Raw genomic sequence first — 19,733 nt, 5'->3', positions numbered from 1 at the left:
GTAACCACTAAAATTAGGGCAGCCTGTGCTAACAGGGGAGGGTTTGTGGTGCATGCTACGGCGTGCTCGGAGATCATTCGCGCCGAGGTCGCAGAGTTGCTCGGTGTCCGCGCCGATGCTCTGCACCCCGGCGCCAACCTCGTTGGTCAGGGCCTGGACTCGATCCGGATGATGTCGCTGGTGGGGCGCTGGCGCCGGAAGGGCATCGCCGTCGACTTCGCCACACTGGCCGCCACACCCACAATCGAGGCCTGGTCCCAACTGGTGTCCGCCGGCACCGGCGTCGCGCCCACGGCAGTTGCCGCACCAGGGGATGCCGGGTTATCCCAGGAAGGCGAGCCTTTCCCGCTGGCGCCGATGCAGCACGCGATGTGGGTCGGCCGCCACGACCACCAACAGCTCGGCGGGGTAGCTGGGCACCTCTACGTCGAGTTCGATGGTGCCCGGGTCGATCCGGACAGGCTCCGCGCGGCGGCCACCCGGTTGGCGCTGCGGCACCCGATGCTGCGGGTGCAGTTCTTGCCCGACGGCACCCAGCGCATCCCGCCGGCGGCGGGATCTCGCGACTTTCCCCTCAGTGTTGCCGACCTGCGTCACGTGGCCCCGGATGTCGTCGATCAGCGGTTGGCGGGGATCCGCGACGCCAAATCGCACCAGCAGCTCGACGGTGCGGTATTCGAACTTGCGTTGACGTTATTACCGGGGGAGCGCACCCGCCTACATGTCGACCTGGACATGCAGGCCGCTGACGCGATGAGCTACCGCATCTTGCTGGCCGACCTGGCGGCCCTCTATGACGGCCGTGAACCGCCGGCACTGGGCTACACCTACCGGGAATACCGGCAGGCTATCGAGGCGGAGGAGACGCTGCCCCAACCGGTTCGCGACGCCGACCGGGACTGGTGGGCGCAGCGCATCCCGCAGCTGCCGGATCCGCCCGCGCTGCCTACCCGGGCCGGCGGCGAACGCGACCGGCGCCGCAGCACCCGGCGCTGGCACTGGCTAGACCCGCAGACCCGCGACGCGTTGTTCGCCCGAGCCCGGGCCCGCGGCATCACCCCGGCGATGACGCTGGCCGCGGCCTTTGCCAACGTGCTGGCGCGTTGGTCAGCGTCGTCGCGGTTCCTGCTGAACCTGCCGTTGTTCAGTCGCCAGGCCCTGCATCCAGACGTCGACCTGCTGGTCGGTGACTTCACCTCCTCGCTGTTGCTCGACGTCGATCTGACCGGTGCGCGCACGGCGGCGGTGCGGGCGCAGGCGGTGCAGGAAGCCCTGCGCAGCGCCGCAGGCCACAGTGCATACCCCGGGCTGTCTGTGCTGCGTGACCTCAGCCGCCACCGTGGCACCCAGGTGCTGGCACCGGTGGTATTCACCAGCGCGCTGGGGCTCGGCGACCTTTTCTGCCCGGACGTCACCGAGCAATTCGGCACACCCGGATGGATCATTTCGCAGGGGCCCCAGGTGCTGCTCGACGCCCAGGTCACCGAGTTCGACGGCGGTGTGCTGGTGAACTGGGATGTCCGCGAGGGGGTCTTTGCACCCGGCGTCATCGACGCCATGTTCACCCACCAGGTCGACGAATTGCTCCGGTTGGCCGCCGGGGACGACGCCTGGGATGCGCCGAGCCCGTCCGCGCTACCCGCCGCGCAACGCGCGGTGCGCGCGGCGCTGAACGGTCGCACCGCCGCCCCCAGCACCGAGGCGCTGCACGACGGGTTTTTCCGCCAGGCCCAACAGCAGCCCGACGCGCCGGCGGTGTTCGCCAGTTCCGGCGACTTGAGCTACGCCCAACTGCGCGACCAGGCATCGGCGGTGGCCGCGGCGCTGCGTGCTGCGGGCCTACGAGTCGGCGACACCGTCGCGGTGCTGGGTCCGAAAACGGGCGAACAAGTGGCGGCTGTGCTGGGGATTTTGGCCGCCGGCGGGGTCTATCTGCCGATCGGCGTCGACCAGCCCCGCGACCGCGCGGAGCGCATCCTGGCGACCGGTTCGGTCAACTTAGCGCTCGTTTGCGGCCCGCCATGCCAAGTGCGGGTGCCGGTCCCGACGCTGTTGCTGGCTGACGTGCTTGCCGCCGCGCCGGCAGAATTCGTGCCCGGGCCTAGCGATCCCACCGCGCTCGCCTATGTGTTGTTCACCTCGGGCTCAACCGGGGAACCCAAGGGTGTCGAGGTGGCGCACGACGCCGCGATGAACACCGTGGAGACCTTCATCCGGCACTTCGAGCTAGGCGCCGCAGATCGCTGGCTTGCCCTGGCGACGCTGGAGTGCGACATGTCGGTGCTGGACATCTTCGCCGCCCTGCGCTCCGGCGGAGCGATCGTGGCGGTCGACGAAGCGCAGCGCCGCGATCCCGACGCCTGGGCCCGGCTTATCGACACTTACGAGGTCACGGCGTTGAATTTCATGCCGGGCTGGTTGGACATGCTGGTCGAAGTCGGCGGGGGCCGGCTGTCGTCGCTGCGAGCGGTGGCCGTCGGCGGCGACTGGGTGCGTCCCGACCTGGCCCGCCGCCTGCAGGTGCAAGCGCCGAGCGCACGGTTCGCGGGGTTGGGTGGAGCCACCGAAACCGCGGTCCACGCAACCATTTTCGAGGTCCAGGACGCGGCCAATCTGCCACCGGACTGGGCCTCGGTGCCATACGGCGTCCCGTTTCCCAACAACGCCTGCCGGGTAGTGGCCGACAGCGGCGACGACTGCCCCGATTGGGTGGCCGGTGAGTTGTGGGTGTCCGGTCGCGGAATCGCCCGGGGTTACCGTGGCCGTCCCGAGCTGACCGCGGAGCGCTTCGTCGAGCATGACGGCCGCACCTGGTATCGCACCGGTGATCTGGCCCGCTACTGGCACGACGGCACCCTGGAGTTCGTCGGCCGTGCCGATCACCGCGTCAAGATCAGCGGGTACCGCGTCGAACTCGGCGAGATCGAAGCCGCGCTGCAGCGCTTGCCCGGTGTGCACGCGGCGGCGGCCACCGTGCTTCCTGGCGGGTCCGATGTGCTGGCCGCGGCGGTCTGCGTCGACGATGCCGGCGTGACCGCGGAGTCGATTCGACAGCAGCTCGCCGATCTGGTGCCCGCGCACATGATTCCGCGCCACGTCACGCTGCTAGACCGCATCCCCTTTACCGACAGCGGCAAGATCGACCGCGCGGAGGTTGGCGCCCTGCTTGCCGCCGAGGTCGAGCGGTCTGGCGACAGATCGGCACCCTATGCGGCGCCGCGAACGGTGCTTCAGCGGGCACTGTGCCGCATCGTCGCGGACATCCTGGGCCGTGCCAACGATGCCGTGGGCGTGCACGACGACTTCTTTGCCCTGGGCGGCGATTCCGTGCTTGCGACCCAGGTCGTCGCCGGTATCCGGCGGTGGCTGGATTCGCCGAGCCTGATGGTCGCCGACATGTTTGCCGCCAGGACCATTGCCGCGTTGGCCCAGTTGCTCACCGGTCGGGAAGCCAACGCCGACCGACTCGAACTGGTCGCCGAGGTGTACTTAGAAATCGCGAATATGACAAGTGCCGACGTGATGGCGGCGCTCGATCCGATCGAGCAGCCCGCACAGCCAGCCTTCAAACCGTGGGTGAAGCGGTTCACCGGTACTGACAAGCCCGGCGCGGTGCTGGTGTTTCCACACGCCGGCGGCGCTGCCGCGGCTTACCGGTGGTTGGCAAAATCGTTAGTGGCCAACGACGTTGACACGTTCGTGGTGCAGTACCCGCAGCGGGCTGACCGGCGCAGCCACCCGGCGGCAGACAGCATCGAGGCGCTGGCGCTCGAGCTGTTCGAGGCGGGCGACTGGCACCTGACGGCTCCGCTGACGCTGTTCGGCCATTGCATGGGAGCGATAGTGGCCTTCGAGTTCGCTCGCCTCGCCGAGCGCAATGGCGTGCCGGTACGTGCACTGTGGGCTTCCTCCGGTCAGGCTCCGTCGACGGTGGCCGCGTCCGGACCGTTGCCGACCGCCGACCGTGACGTCCTGGCCGACATGGTGGATCTTGGCGGCACCGATCCCGTGCTGCTCGAGGACGAGGAATTCGTTGAACTGCTGGTGCCGGCGGTCAAGGCCGACTATCGGGCCCTCAGCGGCTATTCATGTCCACCCGACGTGCGCATCCGCGCCAACATCCACGCGGTCGGCGGCAACCGCGACCACCGCATCAGCCGGGAGATGTTGACCAGTTGGGAGACTCACACCTCCGGTCGCTTCACGCTGTCGCACTTTGATGGTGGTCACTTCTATCTCAACGATCACCTCGACGCCGTGGCCCGGATGGTGAGTGCCGATGTCCGATAACGACCCGGTCGTCATCGTCGGGCTGGCCATCGAGGCACCCGGTGGTGTCGAAACCGCCGACGACTACTGGACACTGCTCTCCGAACAGCGCGAGGGACTCGGACCGTTCCCCACCGATCGAGGTTGGGCACTTCGCGAGCTGTTCGACGGGTCGCGTCGAAACGGATTCAAACCGATCCACAACCTTGGCGGATTCCTTTCCAGCGCAACTACATTCGATCCTGAGTTCTTCCGCATCTCACCGCGCGAGGCGACGGCGATGGACCCGCAGCAGCGGGTGGGGCTGCGAGTAGCATGGCGCACCCTGGAGAACAGCGGGATCAATCCCGATGACCTGGCCGGTCACGATGTGGGCTGTTATGTCGGTGCCTCGGCGCTCGAATACGGTCCCGCTTTGACCGAATTCTCCCACCACAGTGGCCATCTGATCACCGGGACGTCGCTGGGTGTCATCTCCGGGCGCATCGCCTACACCCTTGACCTGGCCGGGCCGGCGCTGACCGTCGATACCTCGTGTTCGTCGGCGCTGGCGGCCTTTCACACCGCGGTTCAAGCTATCCGGGCCGGCGACTGCGACCTGGCACTCGCCGGCGGCGTGTGCGTGATGGGTACGCCCGGCTATTTCGTCGAGTTCTCCAAGCAGCACGCGCTATCCGACGACGGCCACTGCCGGCCCTACAGCGCGCACGCCAGCGGAACCGCCTGGGCAGAGGGCGCCGCCATGTTCCTCCTGCAGCGCCGGTCGCGGGCAACCGCTGACCGGCGTCGTGTCCTCGCCGAGGTGCGTGCCAGTTGCCTGAACTCCGATGGACTTAGCGACGGGCTGACCGCGCCCAGCGGCGACGCGCAAACGCGACTGCTCCGGCGCGCCATCGCGCAGGCAGCAGTTGTGCCCGCCGATGTCGGGATGGTCGAAGGGCACGGCACCGCGACCCGGCTCGGCGATCGCACCGAATTGCGGTCACTGGCAGCCAGCTACGGCACCGCCCCGGCCGGACGCGGGCCGCTGTTGGGATCGGTCAAGTCAAACATCGGGCATGCTCAGGCGGCGGCGGGCGGGCTGGGCCTTGTGAAGGTCATTCTGGCCGCCCAGCACGCCGCGATCCCGCCGACACTGCACGTCGACGAGCCCAGCCGCGAAATCGATTGGGAGAAACAGGGTCTGCGGCTGGCCGACAAACTCACGCCGTGGCGGGCCGTTGACGGATGGCGCACCGCGGCGGTGTCCGCGTTCGGGATGAGCGGTACCAATAGCCACGTGATCGTTTCGATGCCGGACACCGTTTCCGCGCCCGAGCGTGGCCCCGAGTGTGGGGAGGTGTGATGGCCCCCAAACAGCTGCCCGATGGGCGGGTTGCGGTTTTGCTCAGCGCCCATGCCGAGGAACTGATCGGGCCGGACGCTCGGGCCATCGCCGACTACCTCGAGCGCTTTCCGGCTACGACCGTGACCGAAGTGGCTCGGCAGCTGCGCAAGACCCGACGGGTCCGTCGGCATCGGGCGGTGCTTCGGGCCGCCGACCGGCTGGAACTCGCCGAGGGCTTGCGCGCGCTGGCCGCCGGACGCGAGCATCCGCTCATCGCGCGGTCGTCGTTGGGCTCGGCCCCGCGCCAGGCGTTCGTCTTTCCCGGCCAGGGTGGTCATTGGCCGGGCATGGGCGCCGTCGCCTACCGCGAGCTGCCGACCTATCGGACCGCGACCGACACGTGCGCCGCCGCATTTGCGGCCGCTGGTGTCGACTCGCCGCTGCCATACCTGATCGCCCCGCCCGGAACCGATGAGCGGCAAGCGTTCTGCGAGATCGAGATCGAAGGCGCGCAGTTCGTCCATGCCGTTGCGCTGGCGGAGGTATGGCGTTCCTGCGGTGTGCTGCCCGATCTAACAGTCGGTCATAGCCTCGGCGAAGTAGCGGCGGCCTATCTCGCAGGAAGTATCACCTTGTCGGATGCTGTGGCCGTGGTGGCGGCCCGCGCCAACGTGGTGGGCCGCTTGCCTGGTCGCTATGCGGTGGCGGCGCTGGGCATCGGTGAACAGGACGCGAGCGCGCTGATCGCGACCACCGGCGGCTGGCTGGAACTGTCTGTGGTCAATGCCTCCTCGACCGTCGCCGTGTCCGGTGAGCGCCAAGCGGTAGCGGCCATCGTTGACACAGTCCGGTCCAGCGGTCACTTCGCCCGCGGGATCACCGTGGGCTTCCCGGTGCATACCAGCGTGCTCGAATCGCTCCGCGATGAATTATGCGAGCAGCTGCCTGACTCCGAATTTATGGAAGCGCCAGTGCAATTCATCGGCGGAACCACCGGCGACGTGGTGGCGCCAGGCACCACTTTCGGCGACTACTGGTACGCAAACCTGCGCCATACGGTGCGTTTCGACCGCGCTGTCGAATCGGCAATCCGCTGTGGAGCACGGGCGTTCATCGAGATATCGGCCCATCCCGCGCTGTTGTTTGCGATCGGTCAGAACTGTGAGGGCGCCGCCAACCTGCCGGACGGTCCCGCTGTGCTGGTCGGGTCGGCACGTCGTGGCGAGCGGTTTGTTGATGCGTTGTCGGCGAATATTGTTAGCGCGGCGGTCGCTGACCCTGGCTACCCGTGGGGTGACCTGGGCGGTGACCCACTCGACGGCGACGTCGATCTGTCCGGGTTCCCGAACGCGCCGATGCGTGCGGTGCCGATGTGGGCGCACCCCGAACCGCTGCCGCCGGTGTCCGGACTGACCATTGCGGTTGAGCGCTGGGAACGGATGGTGCCGTCGACACCGGTCGCTGGGCGGCACCGTCACCTCGCAGTGCTCGATCTCGGTGCTCACCGCGCGCTGGCTCAAACACTGTGCGCAGCAATTGATTCGCACCCCGATACCGAGCTGAGTGCTGCGCGGGACGCCGAGTTGATCCTGTTGATCGCGCCCGACTTCGAACACACCGACGCCGTCCGGGCCGCCGGTGCACTCGCCGACCTCGTCGGGGCCGGTTTGCTGGACTATCCGATGCATATCGGTGCCCGTTGCCAATCGGTATGTCTGGTCACCGTCGGCGCCGAGCAGGTCGACGCAGCGGACGCGGTGCCGTCGGCCGGCCAGGCCGCGCTGGCCGCGATGCATCGAAGCATCGGATTCGAGCATCCCGAACAGACTTTCAGCCACCTGGACTTGCCGTCGTGGGACTTGGACCCGGTCCTCGGCGTCTCGGTCATAACGGCGGTACTGCGGGGCTTCGGTGAGACCGCGCTACGCGGCTCGGTAAACGGGTACACGCTGTTCGAGCGAACCCTCGCCGATGCCCCGGCCGTCCCGAACTGGTCGTTGGACTCCGGCGTGCTCGACGATGTCGTCGTCACCGGTGGCGCGGGTGCCATCGGGATGCACTACGCGCGGTATCTCGCCGAGCATGGCGCACGGCGCATCGTGCTGCTCAGCCGGCGCGCCGCGGATCAGGCGACGGTGGCCATGCTCAGAAAGCAACATGGCACCGTGATCGTGTCGCCGCCGTGCGATATCACCGATCCCACCCAGTTGTCAGCGATTGCAGCCGAATACGGTGGCGTCGGCGCCTCGTTGATCGTGCACGCGGCAGGCAGCGTGATCTCTGGTACCGCACCGGGGGTGACGTCGGCCGCCGTCGTTGACAACTTCGCGGCCAAGGTGCTCGGCCTGGCCCAGATGATCGAGCTGTGGCCGCTGCGCCCGGATGTGCGAACCCTGCTGTGTTCCTCGGTGATGGGGGTGTGGGGTGGACACGGGGTGGTCGCGTACTCGGCGGCCAACCGGCTGCTCGACGTGATGGCCGCCCAGCTGCGCGCCCAGGGCAGGCACTGCGTGGCGGTGAAATGGGGCCTATGGCAGGCCCCCAAGGCCGGCGAACCAGCTCGGGGAATCGCGGATGCGGTTACGATCGCCCGCGTCGAGCGGTCTGGACTCCGCCAGATGGCGCCCCAGCAGGCGATCGAGGCGAGCCTGCACGAATTCACTGTCGACCCGCTAGTGTTCGCCGCCGACGCGGCCCGGTTGCAGATGTTGTTGGACAGCAGGCAATTCGAACGGTACGAGGGTCCAACCGACCCCAACCTGACGATCGTGGACGCGGTGCGCACCCAATTGGCGGCCGTGCTCGGGATCCCGCAGGCCGGCGAGGTGAACCTGCAGGAATCGCTGTTCGATCTCGGTGTCGATTCCATGCTGGCACTGGACTTGCGTAACCGACTCAAACGATCAATCGGCGCGACGGTGTCGCTGGCCACGCTCATGGGCGACATCACCGGTGATGGACTTGTCGCGAAACTCGAAGATGCCGACGAGCGCTCACACACCGCACAGAAAGTGGACATTTCGCGTGACTAATACCGCCGACATCGGCGCCCGCCTCGACGAGGCCCGATTGGAGCTGCTGCGTCGCAGGCTCGCCGACCGCGGCCTGTCCTCGGCTGCGCAGGACATTGGCCCGCACACTGACGATCGGCTCTCCGACGGCCAGGCCCGGATGTGGTTCGTGCAGATGGCCGACCCCAGCGGTGCGTTACTCAACATCTGTGTGTCCTACCGCATCACCGGTGACATCGATCCGGCCAGGTTGCGCGACGCAGTCAACGCCGTCGCCCGTCGCCATCGGATACTGCGTACCACCTACCCTGTCGGCGACGACGGAGTCGCCCAGCCGACCGTGCACGCGGATCTTCGCCCCGGCTGGACACAATACGACCTGACGGACCTGTCCCAACGCGCCCAGCGGCTGCGCCTGGAGGTGTTGGCTCAGCGCGAATTCTGCGCTCCCTTCGAGCTTTCCCGCGACGCGCCATTGCGAATCACGGTGGTGCGCACGGCTGCCGACGAACACGTGCTGCTGTTGGTGGCCCACCACATCGCCTGGGATGATGGTTCGTGGCGGGTGTTCTTCACCGATCTCACCCAGGCGTACTCGCGAGCTGACCTAGGGGCCGATCTGGGGCCAGAACACCGTCCGTCGGCCGCATCCGGACCCGACACTACCGAGGCCGACCTCAACTATTGGCGCGCGATCATGGCCGATCCGCCAGAGCCGCTGGAACTTCCCGGCCCAGCCGGAACGTGTGTGCCGACCAGTTGGCGTGCCGCGCGCGCCACGTTGCGGCTGCCCGCCGACACCGCTGCGCGGGTGGCCACGATGGCGAAGAACACCGGTTGCACTCCCTACATGGTGCTGCTGGCCGCGTTCGGTGCCCTGGTGCATCGCTACACCCACAGTGACGACTTCCTCGTGGCGGCTCCGGTGCTCAACCGTGGCGCCGGAACCGAAGATGCCATCGGCTATTTCGGCAACACGGTAGCGATGCGGCTGCGACCGCAATCGGCGATGAGTTTCCGGGAGTTGCTGACCGCCACCCGCGACATCGCCAGCGGGGCGTTCGCACACCAACGGATCAACCTCGACCGCGTGGTAAGGGAACTGAACCCCGATCGCCGGCACGGTGCCGAGCGCATGACCCGGGTCAGCTTCGGTTTCCGGGAGCCCGACGGCGGCGGATTCAACCCGCCAGGCATCGAGTGCGAGCGCTACGACCTGCGCAGCAACATCACGCAGCTGCCGTTGGGCTTCATGGTCGAATTCGACCGCGCGGGTGTGCTGGTCGAGGCCGAACACCTGGTGGAGATCCTGGAACCCGCCCTGGCCAAGCAGATGCTTCGACACTTCGGTGTGCTGCTCGACAATGCGCTGGCCGCCCCCGACAACACGTTGTCGGGGCTGGCGCTGATGGATGAGCGCGACGCCGCCAGGCTGCGCGAGGTGTCGCGCGGCGAGCGGTTCGATACCCCTGTCAAAACCCTCGTGGACCTGGTGAACGAGCAGACCACGCGGACTCCCGACGCCACCGCCGTGGTGTATGAGGGCCAACACTTCACCTACCACGACCTCAATGAGGCGTCGAACCGGTTGGCGCACTGGCTGATCGAGCAGGGGATAGGCAGCGAAGACCGGGTCGCGGTACTTCTTGACAAATCGCCGGACCTGATCGTCACGGCCTTGGGGGTGGTCAAGTCCGGGGCGGTGTATGTGCCCGTGGATCCCAGCTACCCGCAAGACCGGCTGGATTTCATCCTCGCCGACTGCGACGCGAAACTGGTGCTGCGCACGCCAGTACGTGAGCTGGCCGGATACCGCAGCGACGACCCCACCGACGCCGATCGAATCCGGCCGCTACGGCCAGACAACACGGCCTATCTCATCTACACGTCCGGTACCACCGGATTGCCCAAAGGTGTCGCGGTGCCACACCGCCCCGTCGCCGAGTACTTCGTCTGGTTCAAGGGCGAATACGACGTCGACGACACCGACCGGCTACTGCAGGTCGCCTCACCCAGCTTCGACGTCTCGATCGCCGAGATCTTCGGCACGCTGGCCTGTGGCGCGCGGATGGTGATACCACGCCCCGGGGGACTCACCGACATTGGATATCTCACCGCCCTGTTGCGCGACGAGGGCATCACGGCAATGCATTTCGTGCCGTCCCTACTCGGGCTGTTCCTGTCGCTGCCGGGTGTGAGCCAGTGGCGGACGTTGCAGCGGGTACCCATCGGCGGGGAGCCGCTACCCGGTGAGGTGGCCGACAAGTTCCACGCGACGTTCGATGCGCTGCTGCACAACTTCTACGGTCCAACCGAAACCGTGATCAACGCCAGCCGGTTTAAAGTGGTGGGCCCACAGGGCACCCGCATCGTGCCCATCGGCCGGCCCAAGATCAACACCACCATGCACCTGCTCGACGATTCGTTGCAGCCGGTGCCGACCGGTGTGATCGGCGAGATCTATATTGGAGGGACGCATGTCGCATACGGATACCATCGCCGCGCCGGGCTGACCGCGGAGCGATTCGTTGCCGACCCGTTTAATCCCGGTTCCCGCATGTACCGGTCCGGGGATCTGGCGCGCCGCAATGCTGACGGTGACATCGAGTTCGTGGGCCGTGCCGACGAGCAGGTCAAGATTCGCGGATTCCGAATCGAACTCGGTGACGTAGCAGCGGCCATCGCGGTCGACCCTACGGTCGGGCAGGCCGTTGTGGTGGTTAGCGACCTGCCGCGGCTGGGCAAGAGTCTGGTGGGCTACGTGACACCCGCCGCGGGCGGCGACGGACCCGCCGATGTCGGCGTCGATCTCGACCGCATCCGCGCCCGGGTGGCCGCGGCACTGCCTGAATATATGCTGCCCGCGGCCTATGTTGTGCTGGATGAGATTCCGATCACCGCGCATGGCAAAATCGACCGCGCCGCGCTGCCGGAACCGCAGATCGCGTCGGACACCGAGTTCCGCGCGCCGCAGACCGCCACCGAGCGGCGCCTTGCCCAACTGTTCGGTGAGCTGCTCGGCCGCGACCGAGTGGGTGCTGACGACTCGTTCTTCGACCTCGGCGGTCACTCGCTGCTGGCAACCAAACTCGTTGCGGCCGTGCGCAACGCGTTCGGCGTCGATGTCGGTGTGCGGGAGATCTTCGAATTCGCCACGGTGACCGCGTTGGCCGGACACATCGATACGTTGGATTCGGATTCGGCGAGGCCGCGGCTGACCCGGGTGGATCATGACGGGCCAGTGCGATTGTCGTCGTCTCAAATGCGTAGCTGGTTCAACTATCGCTTCGACGGGCCCAACGCCGTCAACAACATTCCCTTCGCCGCGGCATTGCATGGGCCCTGCGACACCAACGCGTTCGCGGCGGCCATCACCGATGTGGTGGCACGCCACGAGATCCTGCGCACCGTCTACCGCGAGATCGGCGGCGTGCCACACCAGATCATCCAGCCGCCCGCCGAGGTGCCGGTGCGGTGCGCCGCCGGGTCCGACGCCGCCTGGCTGCGAGCCGAACTGAACAACGAGCGAGGTTACGTTTTCGACCTGGAAACCGACTGGCCGATCCGGGCGGCGCTGCTGAGCACGCCGGAGCAGACCGTGTTGTCGCTGGTGGTGCATCACATCGCCGGCGACCACTGGTCGGCTGGGGTGTTGTTCACCGATCTGCTGACCGCATACCGGGCCCGCAGCACCGGACAACGGCCGTCGTGGGCACCGCTGCCGGTGCAGTACGCCGACTACAGCGTGTGGCAGTCGGCGCTACTCGACGACGGTGCGGGCATCGTCGGTCCGCAACGCGACTACTGGATCCGCCAGCTGGGGGGCCTGGCAGGCGAAACCGGTCTGCGCCCGGACTTCCCGCGCCCGGCCCTGCTCAGCGGTGCCGGTGACTCGGTCGAATTTCGTCTCGGCGCCGCGATCCGCGACAAATTGGCTGCCGTGAGCCGAGACCTCGGTGTCACCGAGTTCATGCTGCTACAGGCCGCCGTCGCGGTGGTGTTACACAAGGCCGGCGGCGGGGTAGACGTCCCCATCGGCGCCCCGGTGGCCGGTCGCAGCGAGGCCAACCTGGACCAGCTCATCGGGTTCTTCATCAACATCGTGGTGTTGCGCAACGACCTGCGCGGGAACCCCACGCTGCGCGAGGTGCTGCAGCGCACCAGGCAGATGGCGCTGGCAGCGTATGCACATCAGGACCTGCCGTTCGACCAGGTGGTGGAGGCGGTCAACCCCCAGCGGTCGCTGTCCCGCAATCCGTTGTTCGACATTGTTGTGCACGTTCGCGAACAAATGCCGCAAGACCACGTCATCGACACCGGGCCCGACGGTGACACCACGTTGCGCGTGCTGGAGCCGACATTCGATGCCGCGCAAGCCGATCTATCGGTCAACTTCTTCGCCTGCGGCGACGAGTACCGCGGCCACGTCATCTACCGCACCGAGTTGTATGAGCGCGCCACCGCGCAACGCTTCGCCGACTGGCTAGTCCGTGTCGTCGAGGCGTTCGCCGACCGTCCGGACCAACCGCTGCGCGAGGTCGAGATGGTCAGCGCGCAAGCCAGACGGCGCATTTTGGACCGGTCCAATGCGGGCGCCGGAACGGCCCGGGTGTACCTGCTTGACGACGCACTTAAGCCCGTTCCGGTAGGCGTGGTGGGTGACGTTTATTACGGTGGCGGTCCCGCCGTCGGTGCCCGGTTGGCCCGGCCATCGGAGACCGCGACCCGATTCGTTGCCGATCCGTTCGCCGCGCAACCGGGTTCTCGGCTCTACCGCAACGGCGAGCGCGGAGTGTGGAAGGCCGACGGCCAACTGGAGCTGCTGGCCGAAATCGAACGGCTGCCAACGGCGCAGGCGGCACCGGTGCCGGCCGAGCCCGCCGACACCGAAACCGAGCGCGCGCTGGCTGCCATCCTCGCCGACGTGCTCGAGGTGAGGGAGGTCGGACGCTACGACGACTTCTTCAACCTCGGCGGCGACAGCATCCTCGCGACTCAGGTGGCTGCCCGGGCTCGAGATGGCGGGATACCGCTGACCGCGCGGATGGTTTTCGAGCATCCCGTTTTGTGTGAGCTCGCCGCCGCGGTCGACGCCAAGCCTCACGTCGAGGCCGAGCCGGACGACAAGCATCACGCGCCGATGAGCACATCAGGGCTTTCCCCAGACGAACTGTCGGCCCTGACCGCGTCATGGGACCAGTGGCCGTGACGCGAGCCGACGCGCGGGGCGCCATCGACGATGTGATGGCGCTCAGCCCATTGCAACAGGGACTGTTTTCTAGGGCGACACTGGTCGCCGCGGAGTCCGGCTCTGAGGCCGCAGAGGCCGACCCGTATGTGATCGCGATGGCGGCCGACGCGGCCGGCCCGCTCGACATCGCCTTGCTTCGCGACTGCGCTGCCGCGATGCTGACCCGGCACCCCAACCTGCGGGCGAGCTTCCTACACGGGAACCTGAGCCGGCCCGTGCAGGTAATACCATCCAGTGCCGAGGTGCTTTGGCGTCACGTGCGCGCCCACCCCAGTGAGGTCGGGGCGCTGGCAGCCGAAGAGCGCCGGCGCCGCTTCGACGTCGGCCGCGGACCACTCATCCGGTTCCTGCTCATCGAACTACCGGACGAATGTTGGCATCTGGTCATCGTCGCGCACCACATCGTCATCGACGGATGGTCGTTGCCGCTGTTCGTCTCCGAGCTGCTCGCCTTGTATCGGGCTGGTGGTCACGTCGCCGCGTTGCCGGCAGCGCCGCGGCCGTATCGCGACTACATCGGCTGGCTGGCCGGCCGCGATCAGACGGCTAGCCGCGCAATGTGGGCGGACCACCTCAATGGCCTGGACGGCCCGACTCTGTTATCGCCGGCACTCGCCGACACTCCTGTGCAGCCGGGTATTCCGGGACGCACCGAAGTGCGCCTTGACCGTGAAGCCACCGCGGAGCTGGCCGATGCCGCCCGCACCCGTGGCGTCACGATCAGCACACTTGTTCAAATGGCTTGGGCTACCACGCTTTCAGCATTCACCGGTCGTGGCGATGTGACGTTCGGTGTGACGGTGTCCGGCAGGCCCAGCGAACTGTCCGGCGTGGAAACGATGATCGGCCTGTTCATCAATACGGTGCCACTGCGGGTCCGCCTGGACGCCCGCGCTACCGTCGGCGGGCAATGCGCTGTCCTACAACGTCAATTCGCCATGTTGCGCGACCACAGCTATCTCGGTTTCAACGAGTTTCGTGCCATCGCCGGTATCGGTGAGATGTTCGACACCCTACTGGTGTATGAGAACTTCCCGCCCGGCGAGGTGGTGGGCACCGCGGAGTTCGTCGCAAACGGGGTGACGTTCCGTCCGGTGGCGCTAGAGAGTTTGTCGCACTTTCCGGTGACCGTCGCCGCGCACCGCAGTACCGGTGAGCTCACGCTGCTAGTGGAGGTGCTCGACGGTGCGCTGGGCACGATGGCGCCCGAAAGCCTCGGCAGGCGGGTGCTGGCTGTGTTACAGCGCTTGGTCAGCCGGTGGGATCGGCCGCTGCGCGACGTCGACATTCTGCTGGACGGCGAGCACGATCCGACCGCACCCGGCCTGCCGGATGTGACGACGTCGGCACCCGCGGTGCATACCCGGTTCGCCGAAATCGCTGCGGCACAGCCTGACTCGGTGGCGGTCAGTTGGGCGGATGGTCAGCTGACGTACCGGGAGCTGGATGCATTGGCCGACCGGCTGGCCACTGGGCTGCGCCGCGCGGACGTGAGTCGCGAGACCCCGGTGGCCGTCGCGCTGTCCCGTGGTCCGCGCTACGTGGCCGCCATGCTGGCGGTCCTCAAGGCGGGTGGCATGATCGTGCCGCTGGACCCGGCAATGCCCGGTGAGCGTGTCGCCGAGATCTTGCGCCAGACATCGGCTCCGGTGGTCATCGATGAGGGCGTGTTCGCCGCTTCGGTTGGCGCCGACATACTCGAGGACGACCGTGCCATCACGGTGCCGGTGGACCAGGCGGCCTACGTGATTTTCACCTCCGGCACCACCGGTACCCCGAAAGGGGTCATCGGCACCCATCGGGCGCTGTCGGCCTACGCCGACGACCACATCGAGCGCGTGTTGCGGCCGGCGGCCCAGCGGCTCGGGCGCCCGCTGCGAATCGCGCATGCCTGGTCGTTCACCTTCGACGCGGCGTGGCAGCCGTTGGTCGCACTGCTTGACGGCCACGCGGTGCACATTGTCGACGACCATCGTCAGCGGGACGCAGGGGCGCTGGTCGAAGCGATCGACCGATTCGGTCTGGACATGATTGACACCACGCCGTCGATGTTCGCCCAGCTGCACAACGCTGGACTGCTCGACCGGGCGCCGTTGGCGGTGCTTGCGCTCGGCGGCGAAGCCTTGGGCGCCGCGACGTGGCGGATGATCCAGCAGAACTGCGCGCGCACGGCCATGACGGCCTTCAACTGCTACGGGCCTACCGAGACCACGGTCGAAGCCGTGGTCGCCGCCGTTCCTGAGCATGCGCGACCGGTCATCGGACGTCCAACCTGCACCACCCGCGCCTACGTCATGGACTCCTGGCTGCGGCCGGTGCCCGATGGCGTCGCCGGCGAGCTGTATCTGGCGGGCGCCCAGTTGACCCGCGGTTACCTCGGCCGCCCGGCCGAGACCGCGGCGCGCTTTGTCGCTGAGCCAAACGGGCGCGGTAGCCGAATGTACCGCACCGGAGATGTGGTGCGCCGCCTGCCCGACGGTGGACTGGAGTTCCTCGGGCGCAGCGATGACCAGGTGAAGATCCGCGGTTTCCGCGTCGAGCCGGGTGAGATTGCCGCGGTGCTCAACGGCCACCATGCGGTGCACGGTTGCCATGTGACGGCCCGCGGCCATGCCAGTGGCCCCCGGCTGACGGCATATGTGGCAGGCGGACCACAACCGCCACCGGTGGCCGAATTGCGGGCGATGCTGCTAGAGCGGTTGCCGCGTTATCTAGTCCCGCACCATATCGTCGTCCTCGACGAGTTACCGCTGACTCCACACGGCAAGATCGACGAAAACGCTTTGGCGGCAATCAATGTCACCGAAGGACCGGCAACTCCGCCGCAGACACCGACCGAGCTGGTGCTGGCCGAGGCGTTCGCCGATGTCATGGAAACCTCGAACGTCGATGTCACCGCGGGCTTTTTGCAGATGGGTCTAGACAGCATCGTGGCGCTGTCGGTGGTGCAGGCCGCGCGCCGTCGTGGGATTGCGTTGCGGGCCAGGCTGATGGTGGAGTGCGACACCATCCGTGAACTCGCGGCGGCCATTGACTCCGATGCCGCATGGCAGGCACCGGCCAACGATGCCGGCGAGCCGATCCCGGTGCTACCCAACACTCATTGGCTCTACGAGTACGGCGACCCGCGCCGGCTGGCACAAACCGAGGTCATCAGGTTGCCCGACCGGATCACCCGCGAACGCCTGGATGCCGTGTTGGCCGCGGTCGTCGACGGACACGAGGTGTTGCGGTGCCGGTTCGACCGGGATGCGATGGCCCTTGTCGCACAACCGAAAACGGACATTCTCAGCGAGGTTTGGGTCAGCGGTGAACTGGTCACCGCGGTGGCCGAGCAGACTCTTGGCGCGCTGGCGAGTCTCGACCCCCAGGCCGGCCGACTGGTCTCGGCGGTGTGGCTGCGCGAACCCGACGGGCCCGGTGTTCTGGTGCTGACCGCCCATGTGCTGGCGATGGACCCGGCCTCCTGGCGGATTGTGCTGGGTGAACTCGACGCCGGCCTGCACGCGCTGGCGGCCGGGCGCGCGCCCAGCCCAGCGCGCGAGAACACCAGCTACCGGCAGTGGTCGCGGCTGCTGGCGCAGCGGGCTAAGGCGCTGGATAGCGTTGATTTCTGGGTCGCCGAACTCGAGGGCGCCGATCCGCCGTTGGGTGCCCGCAGGGTGGCGCCGCAGACCGACCGGGTTGGTGAGCTAGCGATCACCATGTCGATCTCCGACGCCGATCTGACCGCGCGGCTGCTTTCGACGGGACGGCCGATGACCGATCTGCTGGCTACCGCCGCTGCGCGGATGGTGACCGCCTGGCGCCGGCAACGCGGTCAACAAACACCAGCACCGCTGTTGGCGTTGGAGACGCATGGCCGCGCGGACGTCCACGTCGATAAGACTGCCGACACCAGCGACACGGTCGGGCTGCTCAGCGCGATCTATCCGCTGCGCATCCACTGCGACGGCGCGACCGACTTCGCGCGGATACCCGGCAGCGGCATCGATTACGGCCTGCTGCGGTACCTGCGCGCCGATACCGCGGAGCGACTACGCGCCCACCGCGAACCCCAGCTGCTGCTGAACTATCTGGGTAGCCTGCACGTCGGGGTGGGAGATCTGGCGGTCGACCGCGCACTACTGGCTGAGGTGGGGCAACTGCCTGAACCCGAACAGCCGGTGCGCCACGAACTGACGGTGCTGGCGGCGCTCCTCGGGCCCGCCGACGCTCCCGTGCTAGCCACGCGGTGGCGCACGCTGCCCGACATCCTGTCCGCCGACGACGTCGCCACGCTGCAATCACTGTGGCAGGGCGCGCTGGCGGAGATAACAGCATGAATCCGACGCTCGCGGTCCTGGGCGCTGGAGCCAAGGCGGTGGCGGTCGCGGCCAAGGCATCCGTGCTGCGTGACATGGGGGTCGACGTGCCCGACGTGATCGCCGTCGAACGCATCGGGGTCGGGGCCAACTGGCAGGCCAGCGGTGGCTGGACCGACGGAGCCCACCGGCTGGGCACCAGCCCAGAAAAGGATGTCGGTTTTCCCTACCGGTCGGCGCTGGTGCCACGGCGCAACGCAGAATTGGACGAGCGGATGACCCGCTACAGCTGGCAGTCGTATCTGATCGCCACCGCGTCGTTCGCGGAATGGATCGACCGGGGCCGCCCGGCGCCCACCCATCGCAGGTGGAGTCAGTACCTAGCCTGGGTGGCCGATCACATTGGCCTCAAGGTGATCCACGGCGAGGTCGAACGGCTCGCCGTCACCGGTGACCGCTGGGCGTTGTGCACCCACGAGACCACCGTGCAGGCCGACGCGTTGATGATCACCGGGCCCGGCCAGGCTGAAAAGTCGCTACTGCCCGGAAACCCGCGCGTGCTCTCAATCGCACAGTTCTGGGACCGTGCCGCCGGCCACGACCGGATCAACGCCGAGCGGGTCGCGGTGATCGGTGGCGGAGAGACGGCCGCATCGATGCTCAACGAGCTGTTCCGGCATCGGGTCTCAACCATCACCGTCATCTCCCCGCAGGTAACCCTGTTCACCCGCGGCGAGGGATTCTTCGAGAACTCACTGTTTTCCGATCCGACCGACTGGGCGGCCTTGACGTTCGACGAACGGCGCGACGCGCTGGCCCGCACCGACCGAGGAGTGTTCTCGTCGACCGTGCAGGAAGCGCTGCTGGCCGATGACCGCATCCATCATCTGCGTGGCCGGGTCGCCCACGCGGTGGGCCGTCAGGGGCAGATCCGGTTGACGCTGAGCACCAACCGGGGCAGCGAGAACTTCGAGACCGTGCACGGATTCGATCTCGTCATCGACGGCTCGGGCGCCGATCCGCTGTGGTTCACCTCACTGTTCAGTCAGCACACCCTCGACCTGCTCGAGCTGGGACTGGGTGGACCGCTGACCGCCGACCGCCTGCAGGAAGCGATCGGCTACGACTTGGCAGTCACCGACGTCACGCCCAAGCTGTTCCTGCCCACCCTGTCCGGACTCACCCAGGGGCCCGGGTTCCCCAACCTGAGCTGCCTCGGCTTGTTGTCGGACCGGGTGCTCGGCGCCGGCATCTTTACGCCGACCAAACACAACGACACAAGGAGAAGCGGTGAGCACCAATCCTTTCGATGACGACAACGGCGCATTCTTCGTGCTGGTCAACGACGAAGACCAGCACAGCCTGTGGCCGGTGTTCGCCGATATCCCGGCCGGCTGGCGCGTGGTGCACGGCGAAGCCAGCCGTGCCGCCTGCCTGGACTACGTGGAAAAGAACTGGACCGATCTGCGGCCGAAGAGCCTGCGTGACGCCATGGCCGAGGACTGACCGCTCGCTCACAGCTACGACACAGACTTGCCCGGCGCGTGCACCGGTAGTTTGAACCAAACGCA

The 19,733-nt window shown here is 67.4% G+C and carries 7 protein-coding genes; all 7 read left to right on the top strand.

Annotated features, from left to right (window positions below):
• Positions 1 to 45 precede the first annotated feature (45 nt).
• Genes mbtB through mbtH form a run of 7 tightly spaced genes read left to right on the top strand, consistent with a single transcriptional unit; the run spans position 46 to position 19,668 of the window.
• Entirely contained in the window at positions 46 to 4,290 is a 4,245-nt protein-coding gene (gene mbtB, locus MCAN_RS12660) for a phenyloxazoline synthase MbtB (RefSeq protein ID WP_014001247.1), read from the top strand.
• Positions 4,280 to 5,614, top strand: coding sequence for a polyketide synthetase MbtC (mbtC, locus tag MCAN_RS12655; protein ID WP_003412278.1), 1,335 nt, complete (start codon positions 4,280 to 4,282; stop codon positions 5,612 to 5,614). The genes mbtB and mbtC overlap by 11 nt, the downstream gene beginning before the upstream one ends.
• Entirely contained in the window at positions 5,614 to 8,628 is a 3,015-nt protein-coding gene (gene mbtD / locus MCAN_RS12650; protein WP_014001246.1) for a mycobactin polyketide synthase MbtD, read from the top strand. The genes mbtC and mbtD overlap by 1 nt, the downstream gene beginning before the upstream one ends.
• On the top strand, positions 8,621 to 13,816 hold the full coding sequence (gene mbtE, locus MCAN_RS12645; RefSeq protein ID WP_041180111.1) for a mycobactin non-ribosomal peptide synthetase MbtE: 5,196 nt from the start codon (positions 8,621 to 8,623) through the stop codon (positions 13,814 to 13,816). The genes mbtD and mbtE overlap by 8 nt, the downstream gene beginning before the upstream one ends.
• Entirely contained in the window at positions 13,813 to 18,183 is a 4,371-nt protein-coding gene (gene mbtF / locus MCAN_RS12640) for a mycobactin non-ribosomal peptide synthetase MbtF (protein ID WP_041180276.1), read from the top strand. Before mbtE ends, mbtF begins: the two co-directional genes overlap by 4 nt.
• Positions 18,180 to 19,475, top strand: coding sequence for an NADPH-dependent L-lysine N(6)-monooxygenase MbtG (gene mbtG / locus MCAN_RS12635; RefSeq protein WP_014001243.1), 1,296 nt, complete (start codon positions 18,180 to 18,182; stop codon positions 19,473 to 19,475). The genes mbtF and mbtG overlap by 4 nt, the downstream gene beginning before the upstream one ends.
• Positions 19,453 to 19,668, top strand: a complete 216-nt coding sequence (mbtH, locus tag MCAN_RS12630; protein ID WP_003412265.1) for a mycobactin NRPS accessory protein MbtH — start codon at positions 19,453 to 19,455, stop codon at positions 19,666 to 19,668. Before mbtG ends, mbtH begins: the two co-directional genes overlap by 23 nt.
• Positions 19,669 to 19,733 lie beyond the last annotated feature (65 nt).

The sequence above is a fragment of the Mycobacterium canetti CIPT 140010059 genome, from assembly GCF_000253375.1.
Taxonomy (GTDB): domain Bacteria; phylum Actinomycetota; class Actinomycetes; order Mycobacteriales; family Mycobacteriaceae; genus Mycobacterium; species Mycobacterium tuberculosis.
The sequence above is the reverse complement of the archived record's forward strand: the minus strand, read 5'-3'. Positions and strand labels throughout refer to the sequence as shown.